The sequence below is a fragment of the Collinsella sp. WCA1-178-WT-3 (M1) genome (assembly GCF_009696325.1).
Lineage (GTDB): Bacteria > Actinomycetota > Coriobacteriia > Coriobacteriales > Coriobacteriaceae > Collinsella.
The window spans coordinates 53,701-69,702 of the sequence record NZ_VUME01000011.1; the positions used below are offsets into that span (position 1 = coordinate 53,701).

12 protein-coding genes are annotated in these 16,002 nt (G+C 60.7%); 9 read left to right on the forward strand and 3 right to left on the reverse strand.

All coding sequences use genetic code 11. The annotated features are described in order from the left end of the window. Positions 1-113: 113 nt before the first annotated feature. The 3 genes from FYJ40_RS07300 to FYJ40_RS07310 all read left to right on the forward strand — a co-directional run bounded on the left by FYJ40_RS07300 (position 114) and on the right by FYJ40_RS07310 (position 4,672). Entirely contained in the window at positions 114-2,141 is a 2,028-nt protein-coding gene (locus FYJ40_RS07300; RefSeq protein WP_154517860.1) for a KUP/HAK/KT family potassium transporter, read from the forward strand. 187 nt (positions 2,142-2,328) lie between these two features. Then, positions 2,329-3,954 (forward strand): ATP-binding protein, encoded by a 1,626-nt coding sequence (locus FYJ40_RS07305; RefSeq protein WP_154517862.1) that lies wholly within the window; start codon positions 2,329-2,331, stop codon positions 3,952-3,954. 4 nt (positions 3,955-3,958) lie between these two features. Further along, on the forward strand, positions 3,959-4,672 hold the full coding sequence (locus tag FYJ40_RS07310; RefSeq protein WP_370450656.1) for a response regulator: 714 nt from the start codon (positions 3,959-3,961) through the stop codon (positions 4,670-4,672). Between the two features lie 95 nt (positions 4,673-4,767). Here the strand turns inward: FYJ40_RS07310 and rlmKL are convergent, their stop codons facing one another. Continuing rightward, the gene (gene rlmKL / locus FYJ40_RS07315; RefSeq protein ID WP_154517865.1) at positions 4,768-7,335 is read right to left on the reverse strand and encodes a bifunctional 23S rRNA (guanine(2069)-N(7))-methyltransferase RlmK/23S rRNA (guanine(2445)-N(2))-methyltransferase RlmL; all 2,568 of its coding nucleotides are present in this window, start codon (positions 7,333-7,335) and stop codon (positions 4,768-4,770) included. A 75-nt stretch (positions 7,336-7,410) separates the two neighbouring features. Between rlmKL and FYJ40_RS07320 the strand changes: the two genes are divergently transcribed. Beyond that, positions 7,411-8,241, forward strand: coding sequence for an HAD-IIB family hydrolase (locus FYJ40_RS07320; RefSeq protein WP_195838606.1), 831 nt, complete (start codon positions 7,411-7,413; stop codon positions 8,239-8,241). Between the two features lie 43 nt (positions 8,242-8,284). Here FYJ40_RS07320 and FYJ40_RS07325 read toward each other — a convergent pair whose 3' ends face one another. Continuing rightward, the gene (locus tag FYJ40_RS07325; protein ID WP_195838607.1) at positions 8,285-9,076 is read right to left on the reverse strand and encodes a DeoR/GlpR family DNA-binding transcription regulator; all 792 of its coding nucleotides are present in this window, start codon (positions 9,074-9,076) and stop codon (positions 8,285-8,287) included. Positions 9,077-9,424: 348 nt separating this feature from the next. On the opposite strand from FYJ40_RS07325, the gene FYJ40_RS07330 reads away from it, so the two are divergent. The 5 genes from FYJ40_RS07330 to FYJ40_RS07350 all read left to right on the forward strand — a co-directional run bounded on the left by FYJ40_RS07330 (position 9,425) and on the right by FYJ40_RS07350 (position 13,434). Beyond that, complete coding sequence (locus tag FYJ40_RS07330; RefSeq protein WP_117564350.1) at positions 9,425-10,135, forward strand: transaldolase; 711 nt, start codon at positions 9,425-9,427, stop codon at positions 10,133-10,135. Positions 10,136-10,144: 9 nt separating this feature from the next. Further along, positions 10,145-10,591: a PTS sugar transporter subunit IIA gene (locus FYJ40_RS07335; protein ID WP_154517874.1), complete on the forward strand. Its 447-nt coding sequence runs from the start codon at positions 10,145-10,147 to the stop codon at positions 10,589-10,591. A gap of 75 nt (positions 10,592-10,666) precedes the next feature. Further along, positions 10,667-10,942, forward strand: coding sequence for a PTS sugar transporter subunit IIB (locus FYJ40_RS07340; protein ID WP_022094539.1), 276 nt, complete (start codon positions 10,667-10,669; stop codon positions 10,940-10,942). A gap of 71 nt (positions 10,943-11,013) precedes the next feature. After that, a complete protein-coding gene (locus FYJ40_RS07345; RefSeq protein WP_089573144.1) occupies positions 11,014-12,405 on the forward strand; it encodes a PTS ascorbate transporter subunit IIC in 1,392 nt (463 codons plus the stop codon). A gap of 324 nt (positions 12,406-12,729) precedes the next feature. Then, positions 12,730-13,434, forward strand: a complete 705-nt coding sequence (locus FYJ40_RS07350; RefSeq protein WP_229770718.1) for a transaldolase — start codon at positions 12,730-12,732, stop codon at positions 13,432-13,434. Between the two features lie 224 nt (positions 13,435-13,658). Here FYJ40_RS07350 and FYJ40_RS07355 read toward each other — a convergent pair whose 3' ends face one another. After that, positions 13,659-15,806, reverse strand: coding sequence for a Tex family protein (locus FYJ40_RS07355; RefSeq protein WP_154517880.1), 2,148 nt, complete (start codon positions 15,804-15,806; stop codon positions 13,659-13,661). Positions 15,807-16,002: the final 196 nt, after the last annotated feature.

Genomic DNA, 16,002 nt, shown 5'->3' on the forward strand with positions numbered 1-16,002 from the left:
GCGGTGGCCTAAAGGCCGTATAAATGTTTATCTAGCTGGGAAAACAGTGCATTAAAACATGGGACGATTATCTATAATCCCCTCGAACGTTAAAGTTGGGAGGAAACCGGCTTATGGAACAAAAGGCCAAGGAGGCAGCCTCGCACGCTGCGATTCCTGTGAGCATCTCGGCGATGCTCGTCACGCTGGGCGTGGTGTATGGCGATATCGGCACCAGCCCCATGTATGTAACCAAGGCGCTCGTTGCCGGCAACGGCGGCATCGGAAGCGTCACGGAGGAGTTCGTGCTCGGCGCACTCTCGCTCGTCGTGTGGACGGTCACGCTGCTGACGACCGTCAAGTACGTGCTCATCTCGCTGCGCGCCGACAACCATGGCGAGGGTGGCATCTTTGCTCTGTACAGCTTGGTTAAGCGCTGCGGCAAATGGCTCATCATCCCCGCCATGCTGGGCGGCGCGGCACTGCTCGCCGATGGCATCCTCACGCCTGCCGTTACCGTGACTACGGCTATCGAAGGCCTGCGCACCATTCCGGCAGTCCATGCCGTGCTGGGCGACGATCAGGCCCGCGTCGTGGCCATCACGCTTGCCATCATCATTGCGCTCTTCTTGGTGCAGCGCATCGGCACGGCCAAGATCGGCCACGCCTTTGGCCCCATCATGACGCTGTGGTTCCTGTTCCTGGGCGGCACGGGTCTGTTCTTTGTCTTCCAGCACCCCGCCGTGCTGCTGTGCCTCAACCCGGTGCGCGGCATCGCCTTTTTGTTGAGCCCCAACAACCATGCGGGCATCATGATTCTGGGCAGCTGCTTCCTCGCCACCACCGGTGCCGAGGCGCTTTATTCCGACATGGGCCACGTGGGCCGCGGCAACATCTACGCAACCTGGCCGTTCGTTAAGTGCTGCTTGCTGCTGTCCTATATGGGCCAGGGCGCTTGGCTTATCAACAACGCCGCCAACCCCGAGCTCATGGGTATCGCCGACCTCAACCCCTTCTACCAGATGCTCACCCCGGGCCTGCGTCCCTTTGCCGTCGGCCTTTCCACCGTCGCGGCCATCATTGCCTCGCAGGCGCTCATCACCGGCGCTTTCTCGTTGGTGTCCGAGGCCAGCCGCCTGGACCTCATGCCGCACATGCAGGTCTTCTATCCTGCCGAGACCAAGGGCCAGCTCTATATTCCCATGGTCAACAACGTCATGCTTGTGGGCTGCGTCATCGTGGTGCTGCTGTTCCAGAGCTCGGCGCACATGGAGGCCGCCTACGGCTTGGCGATCACCCTGACCATGATGTGCACGACGCTGCTGCTCTTCTTCTACTTGCATGTTGATCGCGGCCTTAAGGTCGTCCCGTATATCTTCGTTGTGTTCTTCCTTATGCTCGAGGGCTTCTTCTTTGTGAGTTCGCTCACCAAATTTTTCCACGGTGGCTATTTCACTATTCTTATGGCCATGCTCATCATGGGCGTTATGCTGTGCTGGTACAACGGCACGGCGGTCGAGCGGCGTCAGTTTACGCTGCTGCCGCTGCGCAGCTATCTGCCGCAGCTCAAGCGCCTGCGCGACGACGATCGCTATGAGCTTATGAGCGACAACATCGTGTACCTGACCAAGGACACCAATACCGACTACATCGACCGCGATATCGTCTACTCGATTCTGGACAAGCATCCCAAGCGCGCCCGCGCCTGGTGGTTCGTGAACGTCGAGACCATGGATGAACCGCATACCTTTGCCTATTCGGTCGAGACGTTTGGCACCGACTATGTTTTCCGCGTGCATCTGTACCTGGGCTACAAGGTTAACCAGCGCGTGAACGCCTACCTGCGCCAGGTTGTTCAGGATCTGGCCGCCACTGGCGAGCTGCCGCCGCAGATGCATGACTACTCGGTCTACAAGGATCCGGGCAACATCGGCACGTTTAAGTTCGTCATGATCCGCAAGCTCCTGGCGCCCGAGAGTGACGTGGAGCCGAGCGAGCGCACGGCCATCACGCTCAAGTACATCATCCGTCGCTTTGCCGGTACGCCGGCGCGCTGGTATGGCCTGGAGAACTCCAACGTGAGCTTTGAGTATGTGCCGCTGTTCACCAAGTTCAAGGCTGTGAACAAGATGCAGCGCCTGGCCCCCAACGAGCGCCCGTAGTCGCCGACAGGTTGCATGGAGTTGGCCTTCGATGGACAAGAGTGTGCGCCCTGCTCGCGCACGTGCTGTTTGTCTAACGACCGCAGACTGCAAAGGCTATACACTTGGAACCACCACAAGGGAAACCGCCACAAAGGTGCTGTCCCTCTGTGGTGGTTTTTGTTTTTAAGAGAGGGGCGGGGTGCCGATGGACGTCCGTGCGGACGGCGATATTGCCGATAGCTTTTGGTGGCGGCGCACAACGCTGACACGTCGCAGCCCTCTGTATGACGCCTGCGTATCGGCGGGGCTGCTGGTCGCGGCGACGATTGTGGGTGCGCTGCTCGACCATCCTGGTCTCGCGCCGAGCATCATGATCGTCTATGTGTTCGCCGTGCAGCTGTGCGCATTCTTTACCTGGAGCCGCCTGTATTGCTTGCTGAGCTCGGCTGCCGCCGTAGCGCTCTACAACTTCTTGTTTGTCGACCCGCGCTGCTCGCTATCGTTTATCGACCGCGTCTATCCCGGCATGTTCTTCATCATGTTTGTGGTCTCGCTTGTGTCGAGCTCGATTGCGTTGGCCCTGCGCCGCGCCTTGGCACAGGCTGCCGCCAGCGACCGTCGCACGCATATGGTGCTCGAGACCAACCGCATGCTGCAGCGGTGTTCCGATCAGCAGCAGATTGTGCATGCCATGGCAACGCAGCTGGCGCGTCTTTCGGGCTGTCCGGTCGTGTGGTACAGCGCCGACGCCGACGATGATGACTTGCTGCCGCGTGCGACGTACACGGCCGTGGGTGACGCCTCGCCGGTGCACCAGCTGACGCCCCAGATGCCGCCGCGGCTCTCGGCGTCCGCCTATGTGGGAACGCCGCTCGATGCCACCTATGGCGGCTCGGCGTTTTATGGCGTCTACCTGACGGTTTGCGCAGGCGACAGCTTCGTGCGCTCGGGCGACCCCGCCTCGGTGGTGGGCGTGCTGGCTATCGTTGCCGAGCCCGACGTGCTGACGCATGAGGAACGGACACTTGCCGACGCCATCGTGAGCGAAGGCGAGCTGGCACTCGATCGCGCTCGCGCCATGGAGGCCCGCGAGGAGGCGGCGGTGCTCGCCAAAAACGAACAGCTGCGCGCCAATCTGCTGCGCTCCATCTCGCACGATCTGCGCACGCCGCTTACCAGCATTTCGGGCAATGCCGACGTGCTACTCGACCAGGGTTCGACCGGCACGGCCGTGCTCGATAGCCAGACGCGCCGCGGCATGCTCCTTTCCATTCGTTCGGATGCGCAATGGCTCAACGCCACCGTCGAGAATTTGCTCGCCATCACAAAGCTCGAGGGCGGCGGCATGCATCTGTCGACCACGCTCGAGCTCATGGACGATATCGTCGAGGAGGCGCTGCGCCACGTGAATCCGGCCGTACGCGAGCACGATCTTAAGGTGGTGCCGTGCGACGAGCCGGCGCTCGTCAACGTCGATGCGCGCCTGATGGTGCAGCTGGTGGTGAACCTGGTGAACAACGCTATTGCCTATACGCCGCCCGCCTCGCATATCGTGATCTCGATTATGGCGAACGATGGACAGGTGGCATGTTCCGTCGCCGATGACGGTCCCGGTATTGCGCCCGAGGAGCAGGGCCGGATCTTTGAATCGTTCTACACTGTCAACCATGGCTTGGCTGATAGCCATCGCAGCGTGGGCTTGGGACTTTCGCTCTGTCGATCCATTATGTTGGCGCATGGCGGTAGCATAGAGGTTGCCGCGGCGGACCCGCACGGCTCGGTCTTTACGATTGGGCTTCCCGCCGCCGACGTTTCGTTTGATAAGGAGTAACGCTGTGTCGAACTCTGCCATGAAACCGCTTATCTTGGTCGTTGAGGACGACCCCGCCGTCCGCAACCTTATCGTTGCCGCGCTCGAGGCGCACGGCTTGCGCCATATGGCCGTGGAGACCGCCCATGCCGCCATCGCCGCCGCCTCATCGCAGGCACCGAGTATTGTGCTGCTCGATCTGGGCCTGCCCGATATGGACGGCGTCAAGGTGGTGGAGTCGGTGCGCGCATGGTCGGGCATGCCGATCATTGTGGTCTCGGCGCGCAGCGAGGATGCGGACAAGATTCGCGCACTCGATGCCGGTGCCGACGACTACCTGACCAAGCCGTTTTCGGTCGAGGAGCTGCTCGCGCGCATTCGCACGACGCTCAGGCGCCTTTCGTATGCGCAAACGGGTGGCGTTGCCTCCGAGGGCTCGTTCGATACCGGTGAGCTGCATATCGATTTTGATGCCGGCATCGCTACGATGGATGGCGAGGAGCTGCATCTGACGCCGATCGAGTACAAGCTCTTGTGCCTGCTGGCGCACAACGCCGACAAGGTGCTGACGCACCAGTTTATCCTGCACGAGATTTGGGGCACGGCAACTAAGAGCGACCTGGCGAGCCTTCGTGTCTTTATGGGCACGTTGCGTAAGAAGATCGAGTCCGATCCGGCGCATCCGCGCTATATCCAGACGCACGTGGGTATCGGCTATCGCCTGGTCACCCAAGGCTAGATCGCCAACCACCATCCCAATATGAGTTGCGGTGAAATACGGTTTAAATTTGCCTAATTCCAGGCAAAACAGTCCGTATTCCACCGCAACTTGGTTTATCTGCCCTTGGGCTTGCTGGCGTAGAACTTCTTCTTTTTGGGCTTGCCGGCGCAGGCAGGCTTGCCGTCGCCGCGCGACCCTCGGTCTCCGGCCTGCGCGTGCGCGGGCGCCGTTGCGCGGGGCTTGCGGGCCTCGGGGTTGCGCAGCTCTTCGGTTCGCTCTGCAATCTCCTCGGCGCTAAAGCCGACTTCGGCCATGGCGTCCTCGATGGGCAGGCGGCGCACGATATAGCAATGGTGCACCTTCTGGTTGCGCGCAAAGTCCTCGGGGATGGTCTGCGCCGTAATGTCCTCTAGCACGACGCCCGCGCGCGCGAGCTTGCGCGTCTCGGGGCGGAAGCCGCGCAGGTTGCAGCTAAAGATGGCGTGGCCGCCCTGTGCGAGCAGGCGCGATACGCCGGCCAAAAGCTCAACATGGTCGCGCTGGACGTCCCAGGTGCGGCGGCCCATCTTTGATGAGTTCGAAAACGTGGGCGGATCGACAAAAATCAGGTCCCAGCGGTTGCGCGTCTGGCGCTGGACGCGAATCCAGGCAAGCACGTCGTCGCGCACAAAATGATGCTGCGGACCAACAAAGCCGTTCTGGCGCATATTGCGCTCGGCCCAGTCCAGGTAGGTGTTGGAGAGGTCGACCGTCACAGTTTCCTCGACGCCGCCGTCTGCCGCATAGCAGGTAGCGGTGCCGGTATAGGCGAACAGGTTGAGAAAGCGCCGCGCCTGCTTGGCGTGCTCGCGCACCAGGTTGCGGGTGACGCGGTGATCCAAGAAGATGCCGACGTCCAGGTAGTCGTCAAAGTTGACGGCAAAGGTAAGGCCGCCCTCCTCGATGAGCGGCAGACGACGGCGTGCGATATTGGCGCGCTCGCCCGAGCCGCCCTTGCCGGCGCCCTGCTTGCCGTACTGCGAGCCGCCGCGCGAATGCATGCGGGCCTTGGCGTGCACGTGCTCGGCGGGAACATCTAGGATGCGCGGCGCGATCGCCAGAATGTCGAGCATGCGGGCCTGGGCAAGCGCGGGATCGATGGTCTTGGGCGCGGCGTATTCGGCGATGACGAGCCAGCGGCCCGGCGTCTGCGGGCAGCCCTCGTACAGATCGATGGCGGCGGAGTAATCGGGTAGGTCGGCATCGTAGACGCGGTAGCAGCTCACGCCCTCGCGCTTTGCCCACTTGCGGCGCAGACGGGCGTTCTTGCGCAAGCGGTTGGCGAACTGCTCGGACTCGGGGATGAGCACGGGCAGCGGCTTGCCGTCGCCCAGGTCGAGCGTGGCGGCAGGTTCGGGCATGGGGGTGCTGGCGGCTTTGTCGTTGACTTCGTTGGTATCCGCAACCTCGGCCTCGGCATCTGCACTGGTCGCAGCCTCAAACGCTGTGGCGGCGTGGTCGAGCGAGGGCCAGACTTCGACGGTCGCCTCCTCGTTGTTGGGCATGACGGCGATCGAGCGCTCGGGCTCGGCGTGGAGCGAGCGGGCCAGCAATCCATCGCGGGTGAGCGCGGCGACCGGCGCCGCGGCAAGCTCGGGCGCGCGGCGCAGCTCACCGACCAGCGTCATGGCGTCGTGAATGAGCGAAAGCGGGGTCTCGGTGGTGTCTGCGACCACGGCGGCGCCGGCGACAGCGCCTGCATGGTCCAGCACGGTGGCTGGCTTGGCAGCGCAAAAGTCGACAAAACGCTTGTAGCCGGCGCACTTGATCATGCGCTCGGCAGTCTTGCGGGCGGCGGGGTCAATGTCTACAGCCACGATGTGTGCCTGGCGCTCGCGTGCTGCTGCCTCGCGCTCGCGTGCCTCGGCGAGCAGCTGCTCCCATAGGGCGGCGTCGTGCGGCTGCCAGCCCTCAAAGCCCCAGCGCTCGCGTGCAGCGCCCGGGGCGCGGTCGGTCAGAATGTTCACGGCTTCCAGCAGCAGGCCGCCGCCGGCGCACGAGGCGTCGATCAGCGTGGGCAGGGCTTCGTTCTCGTAATCATCGGCCGTCAGCTCGCGCTCGCATAGTGCGGTCCAGCCGACCTGCGCCAGCACCAGGGCGGCGTAGTCGGGGCGCAGCACGTGCGCGCCCTCGCCGGCGCGGGTCGCTGCGGGCGGCAGGCGCTTGAACAGCGGGTCGCCCGAAAGGTCCAGGCTGATGCTCGCGCGGCGCTGACGCAGCGAAAGCAGCAGGTGAACATCGGGGTCGGCGGCGTCGACATCGGCGCGACGGCCCGTGGTCTCGGCCAGACGGTCGCACAGCGCGTCCTTGGCGCGCAGGGCCGAGAAGCGCGTGTTGCGCAGCTGCTCGGTCACGCCGCGGGCGGTGATGGCGATAGTGGCGCCGGGACGGATGATGTTCTCCCAGGCGATGTCGTAAACGCTATCGTACAGTTCATCGGCATCCTGCGCCTCAAAGCGCCCAAGAACCACGAACACGCGGCTCGCCAGGCGCGACCACAGACAGGCGCGGTAGCCTTCTTCGAGCTCGCCCTCAAACGTAGCGCGGCCCTTCAGCCGGCGGACATGCGAAAGCCCGAGGCGTTTAAGCTCATCGGCGAGTGCGGACTCAAAGCCCTCGGGGCAGCTTGCGTAAAATTCCATGGGTGACCTCTCTGGTTGCGTCGCTCCATTATATGATGGATGCTTCGTTTGCCCTCATCCCCGAAAGGAACCCATATGATTGATGCGTGCCCCGATTCCGCCGTGCTCTTTTTTGACGTGGACGGCACGCTGACGTCGTTCGATCCCGACGATATGACCGATAAGGACTTTTCGGCGGTTCGCCCCTCGCAGACGGTGGTTGAGGCGTTCCGTGCACTGCGCGATGCAGGGCACAAGGCATTTATCTGCACGGGTCGCCCCCTGTGGCTTATCGCCGATAGCCTGCGTGCGCTCGACCCCGCGGGTGTCGTGGCCATGGCAGGCGCCACGCTCGAGGTCGAGGGACGCGTGGTACACGAGGACTGCTTTGACGAGGACGTTGTCGAGGAGCTTGCGCGCCGTATGGCCGCGGCAGGGATTGAGGCCTTTTTCGAGACCAACGTGGCTACTTTTGCCCTGGAGCCTGTGGGCGTTGAGCAGTCGTCTCTGATCGGCACTTCTGTGGTGCACAGCACCGAGGAAATGCGCGTCGACGGCAGTCTGCGCGTGGGCAAGGTATGCCTCAGTGTGCCCAGTTTGGCTCGCGTAGCCAATGATGACGGCTTTATCGATTGCGAGTTTGAGCTGTGCAACACCGGTGGCCAGAATCGCGAGCTGAGCCCCAAGGGTATTGACAAGGGCGTGGGCGTGGCGCGAGCGCTGGCGTATCTGGGCCGCGAAGGAAATGCGCGCACCTTTGGCTTCGGCGATTCGGGCAACGACCTGGGCATGCTCGCTTCGGTCGAGACGGCTGTCGCCATGGGCAACGCCATGCCCGAGGTCAAGGCGGTCGCCGACTACGTGACCGACGATGTCGCACACGACGGCACCGTCACAGCGATGCAGCATTTCGGGTTGATTGAATAAATGGCCGGGTCGCCCGCAGGGGGGGGCGACCCGGCCATTTGAGCTATTTTGCAATATAGAGCTTGGGATGGCTGCGACTGCTCTCGATCGCCGCCGTCATGATACCCTCGTCGTCTCCATCAACGATGATGCCATCGAGGTCATCGATCTGCGCGGACTGATAAAAACTGGTCTTGTTGAACTTTCCCTGGTCAACCATCATGTAACTCTGGTTTGAGTTGGTCAGGTACATATGCTTGATCATGGCTGAGAAGTCGTGCTCGACGGTAAAACCGTGGTCGGGGTGGAATCCGTCGGCACTGACAAACGCCTTGTCGGCATGGAGTTTGCTCATGCAGTCGAGCGTTAGTGCGCCCGCGAGATAGAGGTGGCCCTTGCGCACGGAGCCGCCCAGCAGCACTACCGAAGCATTGGGGAGATTAAAGCTGGCATAGTTCGCGATTGCAAGATCGCCGGTGATAATGGTGATCTCACGCTTGTCCATGAGGGCCTTAGCGAAGTAAAAGCCTGTGGTGCCGATATCAATTACCAGAACATCGCCATCATCAACAAGAGTTGCCGCGGTTGCGGCGATGGCCTCTTTGGCCTCGACTTGGACATTGATACGCTCCTCGGGATACGAGATTGCGTTGGAGCGAGAAAGCGATACCGCTCCGCCGCGTACGCGACGCAGCTTGCCTTCGGATTCCAGCGAGACGAGGTCGTGTCGTGCGGTGACTTCCGAAACCGAAAAACGGCGAACGATGTCGGATACCGAGATATTTGGCTTTTCGGCCAGCCAGTTCATAATAAATCGCTGACGCTCGGCCGGTGAAAGGTCTGAAGTAGATGCCATATGCCGCTCCTTTTGAACGAAAGGCAAAAGATACGCCTTTCGTAATCGAAATATAACGTATCGATATGAAAAGGACAAGGCAAAATCGAATGAATCAAATGAACGGAATGGCATGTCCCAAATGCATGCGTAGCAGATAGTTTGCACTTAAATAGCGTGTAGAGGGTCTTGTTCTGAAGGTGCCGACCAAAAGAAGTACGTTCACACCCGATATTCGACCGTTCACGGAAAGATGACAATTGAGCTTTCGATAGCTTTTGAAATGGTTTATAAAAGAAAACCGAAAAGCTTTTGAAACAAAGAAGAAGGCTTTCGATAGCAATAGTGCTAGATGAGAAAGGACCGAACATGGCGATCAAGGTGTTTGCCGACGGCGCTAACCTCGAAGGCATGCTTGACATGCATGACAATGGTAACGTTCAGGGTTTCACGACCAATCCTTCCCTTATGAAGGCCGGTGGCGTGACTGACTACCGCGCTTTTGCCAAGACGGTTCTTGAGCACATCACCGATGTGTCGGTCTCTTTTGAGGTATTTGCCGACGACGAGGCGGGTATGGAAGCCGAGGCCCGCGAGATTGCAACCTGGGCAGACAACGTCTACGTTAAGATCCCGGCACTCAACACCAAGGGCGAGTCCACCGCCGCGCTGGTCAAGCGCCTTTCTGCCGACGGTATCAAGGTGAATGTCACTACCATCTTCACGCCCGAGCAGGTCGACGAGTTTGTCGATGCCGTCTCTGCCGAGACCCCCTCTATTCTGTCCATCTTTGCCGGTCGCATTGCCGATACCGGCGTCGATCCGCTGCCCCTCATGGCGGAGTCCGTAAAGAAGGCTGCCGTCAAGCCTGCTGCCGAGGTTCTTTGGGCGTCTACGCGCGAGGTCCTCAATATCTTCCAGGCGGAGTCCGTTGGCTGCCAGATCATTACGGTTCCCAATGCCCTTCTTGCCAAGCGCAAGAATTTCGGAAAAGATTTACTCGAGTACTCGCTTGATACGGTCAAGGGCTTCGCCCGCGACATTCAGGCACTTGGTTTCCATATCCTGCCCGAGGAGTAGGGGGCGAGCATGCTGACCGATCTTCTTAAGCCCGAGCTTGTTGCCTGCCACGTCGAGGCCTCCGATTGGGAGGAAGCGATCAAGGCGTGCGGTAAGCTGCTCGTTGACGCCGGCAAATGCGACCAGAGCTATGTTGACGCCATGATTTCGTCGGTTCACAAATTCGGTCCCTATATGGTCTTGGAAGAGGGCATTGCCATGCCTCACGCTCAGGCCGATGGCAATGTGAGCGAGGCCGGCATCTGCATTGTCACGCTTGACCCTGCCGTTGCATTTGGACATGAGGATTTCGATCCGGTTCACGTGCTCGTGGGTATTTGCGCACCCGACCCCAAGGCTCATCTTGGCTGCTTGGCGGAGCTTTCGCAGATGTTCGAGGACGAGGACTGCGTTGCCAAGCTCAGCGCATGCGATACGCCCGAGCAGGTTTTGGAGACCATGCGTTCATTCTTTTAGGCCTTAATGGCACGGCGATGCGTCGCCGCTTTTGGATAGACGGAAAACCGTCACGTGTAGGAGAGGAAGGTTGCCATGCATATCATCACCGTATGCGGAAACGGCATCGGGTCTAGCCTGATGCTCGCTGGCAAAGTAGAGGAGCTTTGCGAGGAGGAGGGCATCAAGGCCGACGTTGAGTCTATGGACCTGAACGGTGCTTCTTCCGCAAATCCGGATCTGTTCATCACCGTTAAGGAGCTCGCCCCCGAGCTCCACGGCAACGTTGTGATCGTTCGCAGCTATGTGAACAAGAAGAAGATCCGCGAAGACGCCCTTGAGGCAATCAAGGCGGCCGCTGCTAACGCCTAAAGCGGCATAAAAAAGGGCGGTTCCCTGTGGAAGAGGGAAACGCGCCCACGTTAGAGAGAAAGGAAGCGCAGATGCAAGCCATCCTTCCCATACTTGAGTTTATCCAATCGATTCTGACCAAGCCAGCGTGGATCATGGGTCTGTTTGCCTTTGTGGGCCTTGTTGCGCTCAAGCGCCCTGCCCACAAGGTGATGACGGGAACCCTGAAGCCCATTCTTGGTTACATCATGCTGTCTGCTGGCGCCGCTGTTGTTCAGGAGAACCTTGCTCCGCTGGGTACCTTCATCGAGACCGGTTTCCACATCACCGGCGTCGTGCCTAACAACGAGGTCGTCGTTTCGATGGCTCAGAGCGTCCTTGGCGTTCAGACCATGATGATCCTGATTCTCGGCTACGTCGTAAACATTATCATTGCCCGCTTTACCAAGTTTAAGTACATCTTCCTGACGGGCCATCACAGCATGTTTATGGCTTGCCTGCTGTCTGCCGTTCTGCAGGCATCTGGCTTCCAGGATGTCCAGCTTGTCATCGTGGGCGGCATGTTCCTGGGCCTCGTGAGTGCTATGCTTCCCGCCGTTGGTCAGCGTTTCACCGAGAAGGTTACCGATGGCGATGAAATCGCCATGGGCCACTTCGGTTCACTCGCCTATTACATCTCCGCTGCAGTCGGTACGCTTTTTGCTAAGGACGCCGAGGAGAACAGCACCGAGAAGATCGAGGTTCCCGAGAAGTTTGCCTTCCTGCGCGACACCACCATCTCCACGGCTCTTACCATGGCCTTCTTCTACCTGGTTACCGCTTTTGCCGCTTACATCGCAGACCCTGCGGTCGTTACCAAGACCGCTGGCGGCGACAATGTGATCGTCTATGCCCTGACTTGTGCCCTGTCCTTCGCCGTCGGTGTCACTATCGTCTACAACGGCGTCCGTATGATTCTCGCCGACCTGGTCCCGGCTTTCCAGGGCATCTCCAACAAGCTGATCCCCGGTGCCATCCCCGCCGTCGACTGCGCTGTCTTCTTCCCCTATGCTCCCACCGCCGTCATCCTCGGCTTTGTCGCTTCCTTTATCGGTGGCGTTGTCGGTATGTTCATCGTGGGCGCTACCCTGGGCATCTTCATCATCCCGGGCATGGTTCCCCACTTCTTCTGCGGTGCTACCGCCGGTATCTACGGCAATGCGACCGGCGGTCGCAAGGGCGCAGCTCTTGGCGCTTTCGTCAACGGCCTGCTCATCACCTTTGCCCCGGCCCTGCTCCTGCCCGTTCTTGACGTCTTTGGCTTCAAGAACACTACGTTTGGCGACTTCGACTTCTCCGTCATTGGTATTACGCTCGGCCGCGCTGCCGAGGCCTTCGGTACCACCGGTGTCTACGCGATTCTCGCTGTCCTTTTGGTCGTCGCCTTCGTCCCCAACTTCATCCACACCAAGGGTGCTGTGATCAATCACGTTGAGGAAGAGTAATCTAGGCATACGTTAGGCCCTAATCGGGCGGAGCTCCGATAACCGGCTCCTACACGGAAGCGGTGACGTCTCAAATGAGGCGTCGCCGCTTTTTGTTTTGGAGCGGTTGCGAAAACGCGCCGGTGAAGCGCTGTCTCTGAGCCGCCAACGGAATCAACCGCGATGATTGGCAAAAACGTTTTGCCGCTGGAATGTCGATATAAAAATGGTAAATCTGCAAAACCGTTCGCCGAGAAGATAAAAAACCGCAGTTCACGCCTTGATAAACGTAGGTAAAGTGTTTAGCAGTTTATCGGCCGTATGCAAACGAAAGGAATCAGGCAGATGGCAATCAAGGTGTTCGCTGACGGTGCAAACCTCGAGGGCATGCTCGACATGTACGAGAACGGCAACGTTCAGGGTTTCACGACCAACCCGTCCCTTATGAAGAAGGGCGGCGTGACGGATTACCGCGCGTTTGCCAAGGAGGTTCTGGCCCACATCACCGATGTGTCCGTCTCGTTTGAGGTCTTTGCCGACGACGTCGAGACCATGGAGGTCGAGGCCCGCGAGATTGCTACCTGGGCCGAGAACGTCTACGTCAAGATCCCGTGTGTGACCACCAAGGGCGAGTCCACCGCCGAGCTGGTCCGCAAGCTTTCGGCCGACGGCATCAAGGTCAACGTCACTACTATCTTTACGCCTAAGCAGGTCGATGAGATGGTCGAGGCCGTTGACTCCGAGACGCCGTCCATCATCTCGCTTTTTGCCGGCCGTATTGCCGATACCGGCGTCGATCCCATTCCGTTTATGACGGAGTCAGTCAAGAAGGCCGCTGCCAAGCCCAACTGTGAGGTCCTGTGGGCGTCCACGCGCGAGCTTATCAACATTTACCAGGCCGAGGCCTGCGGTTGCCAGATCATCACGGTGCCAAATAGCATCCTGGCCAAGCGCAAGAACATCGGCCGTGACCCGTACGAGGTCTCGCTTGATACCGTGCGCGGTTTTGCCAAGGATATCGCCGCTTTGGGTTTCCATATTCTGCCCTAAGCAAGGGTACCCCCTGCAGCGACGTGCAAAATCGCGAGTTTTCAGCATGGTAAAGACTTTTACCAGCTGGTTGAAGCGCGGAACGGCCCCCGTTTTGGCCCTAAAACGCCAAAACGGGGGCCGTTTTTGCTTTTATGGCCCTCTGAAGCGCCGCGGGGCTATCGGGGGATGCTGAATACTCGCAATTTTGCACGCCGCGAAGAGGGGGACGTCCGCTTTGGCGGCTATTTGCCCTGAACCATGGTGAGCGAGATCTTCTTGCGGTTGCGATCGACCTTTTCGACCCACACCTTGACCGTGTCGCCGACGCGCACCACGTCGCTGGGGTGCTTGACAAAGCGGTTGGCCAGCTTGGAGATATGCACGAGGCCGTCCTGGTGCACGCCCACGTCGACGAAGGCGCCAAAGTCCACAACGTTGCGCACCGTGCCCTTGAGCTCCATGCCGGGTTCCAGGTCGTCGATGGAAAGTGCTGAGCGGCTAAAGACCACCTCGGGCGCGTCGTCGCGCGGGTCTCGGCCGGGCTTCTTGAGCTCGTTGACGATGTCGATGAGCGTGAGGGTGCCGCAGCCCAGGTCGCTTGCCAGCGCCGAGATGCTGCCGATGCGCCGCTCGATGTCGGGCACGCCGCCGCGGCTGAGCTCGCTTGCCGCCACACCCGCACGCTCCAGGACGGCCGTGGCCACCTCGTAGCTTTCGGGGTGGACGCTCGTCGCATCGAGCGGGTTCTTACCGCCGCTGATGCGCAGGAAGCCCGCGGCGTTGAGATATGCCTTGGGTCCCAGCTTGGGGACCTTCTTGAGCTGGCGACGATCGGTAAAGGCGCCGTTCTCCTCGCGGTAGGCCACGATGTTTTTGGCTACGCTCGGCGTGATGCCCGATACGTATCCCAGCAGGCTCGCACTTGCGGTGTTTACGTCGACGCCCACGCGGTTGACGACGTCCTCCACCACATGTCCCAGGGTGCGCGAAAGCTCGGCCTGGTCAAGGTCGTGCTGGTACTGGCCAACGCCGATGGACTGGGGTGGAATCTTGACGAGCTCTGCCAGCGGGTCTTGCAGGCGGCGGCCCAGGCTCATGGCGCCACGCACGGTGACGTCCAGGTCGGGATATTCCTGGCTGGCGAGCTCGGAGGCGGAGTACACCGATGCGCCGGCCTCGTTGACGATGGTGTATCGCAGTCCAGGCGCCTGTTCGGCGATGAACTCCGAGACGACTTCCTCGGTCTCGCGGCTGGCGGTACCGTTGCCGATGACAATGGTGTTGACGCCGTCCTTCTTGACGAGGCGGGCGAGCTCACGCTTGGTGCCGGCGACGTCGTGGCGCGGCTTGGTGGGGTAGACCACGCCGTGGTCGAGTAGCTTGCCGGTCTCGTCCATGACGGCGACCTTGCAGCCGGTACGGTAGCCCGGATCGAGTGCGAGCACACGGGCGCCGCGTACGGGGCGTGCCGAGAGCAGGCCCTCGAGATTCTTGGCAAAGACGTTGATGGCCTCGGTCTGCGCTCGGACGGTGAGTTTGGCGCGGGCCTCGCGCTCCAACGAGGGGGCCATGAGGCGCTTGTAACCGTCGGCGATGGCGGCATCAAAGACGGGCGCAAACACGCCCTGGCGTCGGGGCCAACGGCTGCCGAGGCGCGCCGTGGCGGCAGTGCCGTCGACGTTCACGCGCACGCGGAGCTTGCCCTCGCGCTCACCGCGGTCGATAGCCAGCACGCGGTGGTTGGGAATACGGCGCAGCGGCTCGTCATAGCTGTAGTACGGCTCGTAGGGAGTCTTCTCGGTGGGGTCGGTGGCCTCGACGACGATGTCGGCGGTGTTCTGCGTAAAGGCGCGCAGGTCGGCGACGTTCTCGGGGTCCTCGGCCACCGTCTCGGCCACGATGTCCGCCGCGCCGGCAAGCGCCTTTTCGGGCGTGTCGAAGCCGGCCTCCTCGTTGACGTATGCCGCGGCGGCGTCGAGTGCACTGCCCTTGACCGAGGCCTGCATGATGATCATGTTGGCGAGCGGTTCAAGGCCTGCCTCGCGGGCCTTCTGCGCGCGAGTCATGCGCTTTTTGCGGTAGGGCTTGTAGAGGTCCTCGACACGCTGGAGCTGCGTGGCCTCGCGAACCTGCTGCTCGAGTTTGGGCGTGAGTTTGCCCTGGGCGTCGATGAGCAGGATGACGTCCTCTTTACGCTGCTCAAGATTGCGCAGGTAGGACAGGCGCTCGTCGAGTGCGCGCAGGGCGACGTCGTCCATGCCGCCCGTGGCTTCCTTGCGGTAGCGCGAAATAAAGGGGATGGTGTTGCCCTCGTCGATGAGCTTGACGGCTGCCTCGATGTTGGCGGCCTTAAGGTTGAGCTCGTGGGCAAGCTGGGCGATAAGATCCATGGGACTCCTTGCGTTTAAGGTGCGTTTGCAGCACAGGGCTACCAAGGATACCACCCGACGTTCTGCCAAAGCAGTCTTTTTGGGACGTGTCTCTATAGTTTTGTCAACCGCGTGCTTCGTGCCATTTCGGCATGACGCATCCGGGCGCCTGGCGCCCCCGCTCGGTTTCCTCTTCGGTTGATCCCGCCGCCCGCTA

Bases quoted from the DNA above. Each gene is read 5' to 3' on its own strand.
- FYJ40_RS07300 (WP_154517860.1), top strand. From the start codon at position 114: ATGGAACAAAAGGCCAAGGAGGCAGCCTCGCACGCTGCGATTCCTGTG.
- FYJ40_RS07305 (WP_154517862.1), top strand. From the start codon at position 2,329: ATGGACGTCCGTGCGGACGGCGATATTGCCGATAGCTTTTGGTGGCGG.
- rlmKL (WP_154517865.1), bottom strand. From the start codon at position 7,335: ATGGAATTTTACGCAAGCTGCCCCGAGGGCTTTGAGTCCGCACTCGCC.
- FYJ40_RS07320 (WP_195838606.1), top strand. From the start codon at position 7,411: ATGATTGATGCGTGCCCCGATTCCGCCGTGCTCTTTTTTGACGTGGAC.
- FYJ40_RS07325 (WP_195838607.1), bottom strand. From the start codon at position 9,076: ATGGCATCTACTTCAGACCTTTCACCGGCCGAGCGTCAGCGATTTATT.
- FYJ40_RS07330 (WP_117564350.1), top strand. From the start codon at position 9,425: ATGGCGATCAAGGTGTTTGCCGACGGCGCTAACCTCGAAGGCATGCTT.
- FYJ40_RS07335 (WP_154517874.1), top strand. From the start codon at position 10,145: ATGCTGACCGATCTTCTTAAGCCCGAGCTTGTTGCCTGCCACGTCGAG.
- FYJ40_RS07340 (WP_022094539.1), top strand. From the start codon at position 10,667: ATGCATATCATCACCGTATGCGGAAACGGCATCGGGTCTAGCCTGATG.
- FYJ40_RS07345 (WP_089573144.1), top strand. From the start codon at position 11,014: ATGCAAGCCATCCTTCCCATACTTGAGTTTATCCAATCGATTCTGACC.
- FYJ40_RS07350 (WP_229770718.1), top strand. From the start codon at position 12,730: ATGGCAATCAAGGTGTTCGCTGACGGTGCAAACCTCGAGGGCATGCTC.
- FYJ40_RS07355 (WP_154517880.1), bottom strand. From the start codon at position 15,806: ATGGATCTTATCGCCCAGCTTGCCCACGAGCTCAACCTTAAGGCCGCC.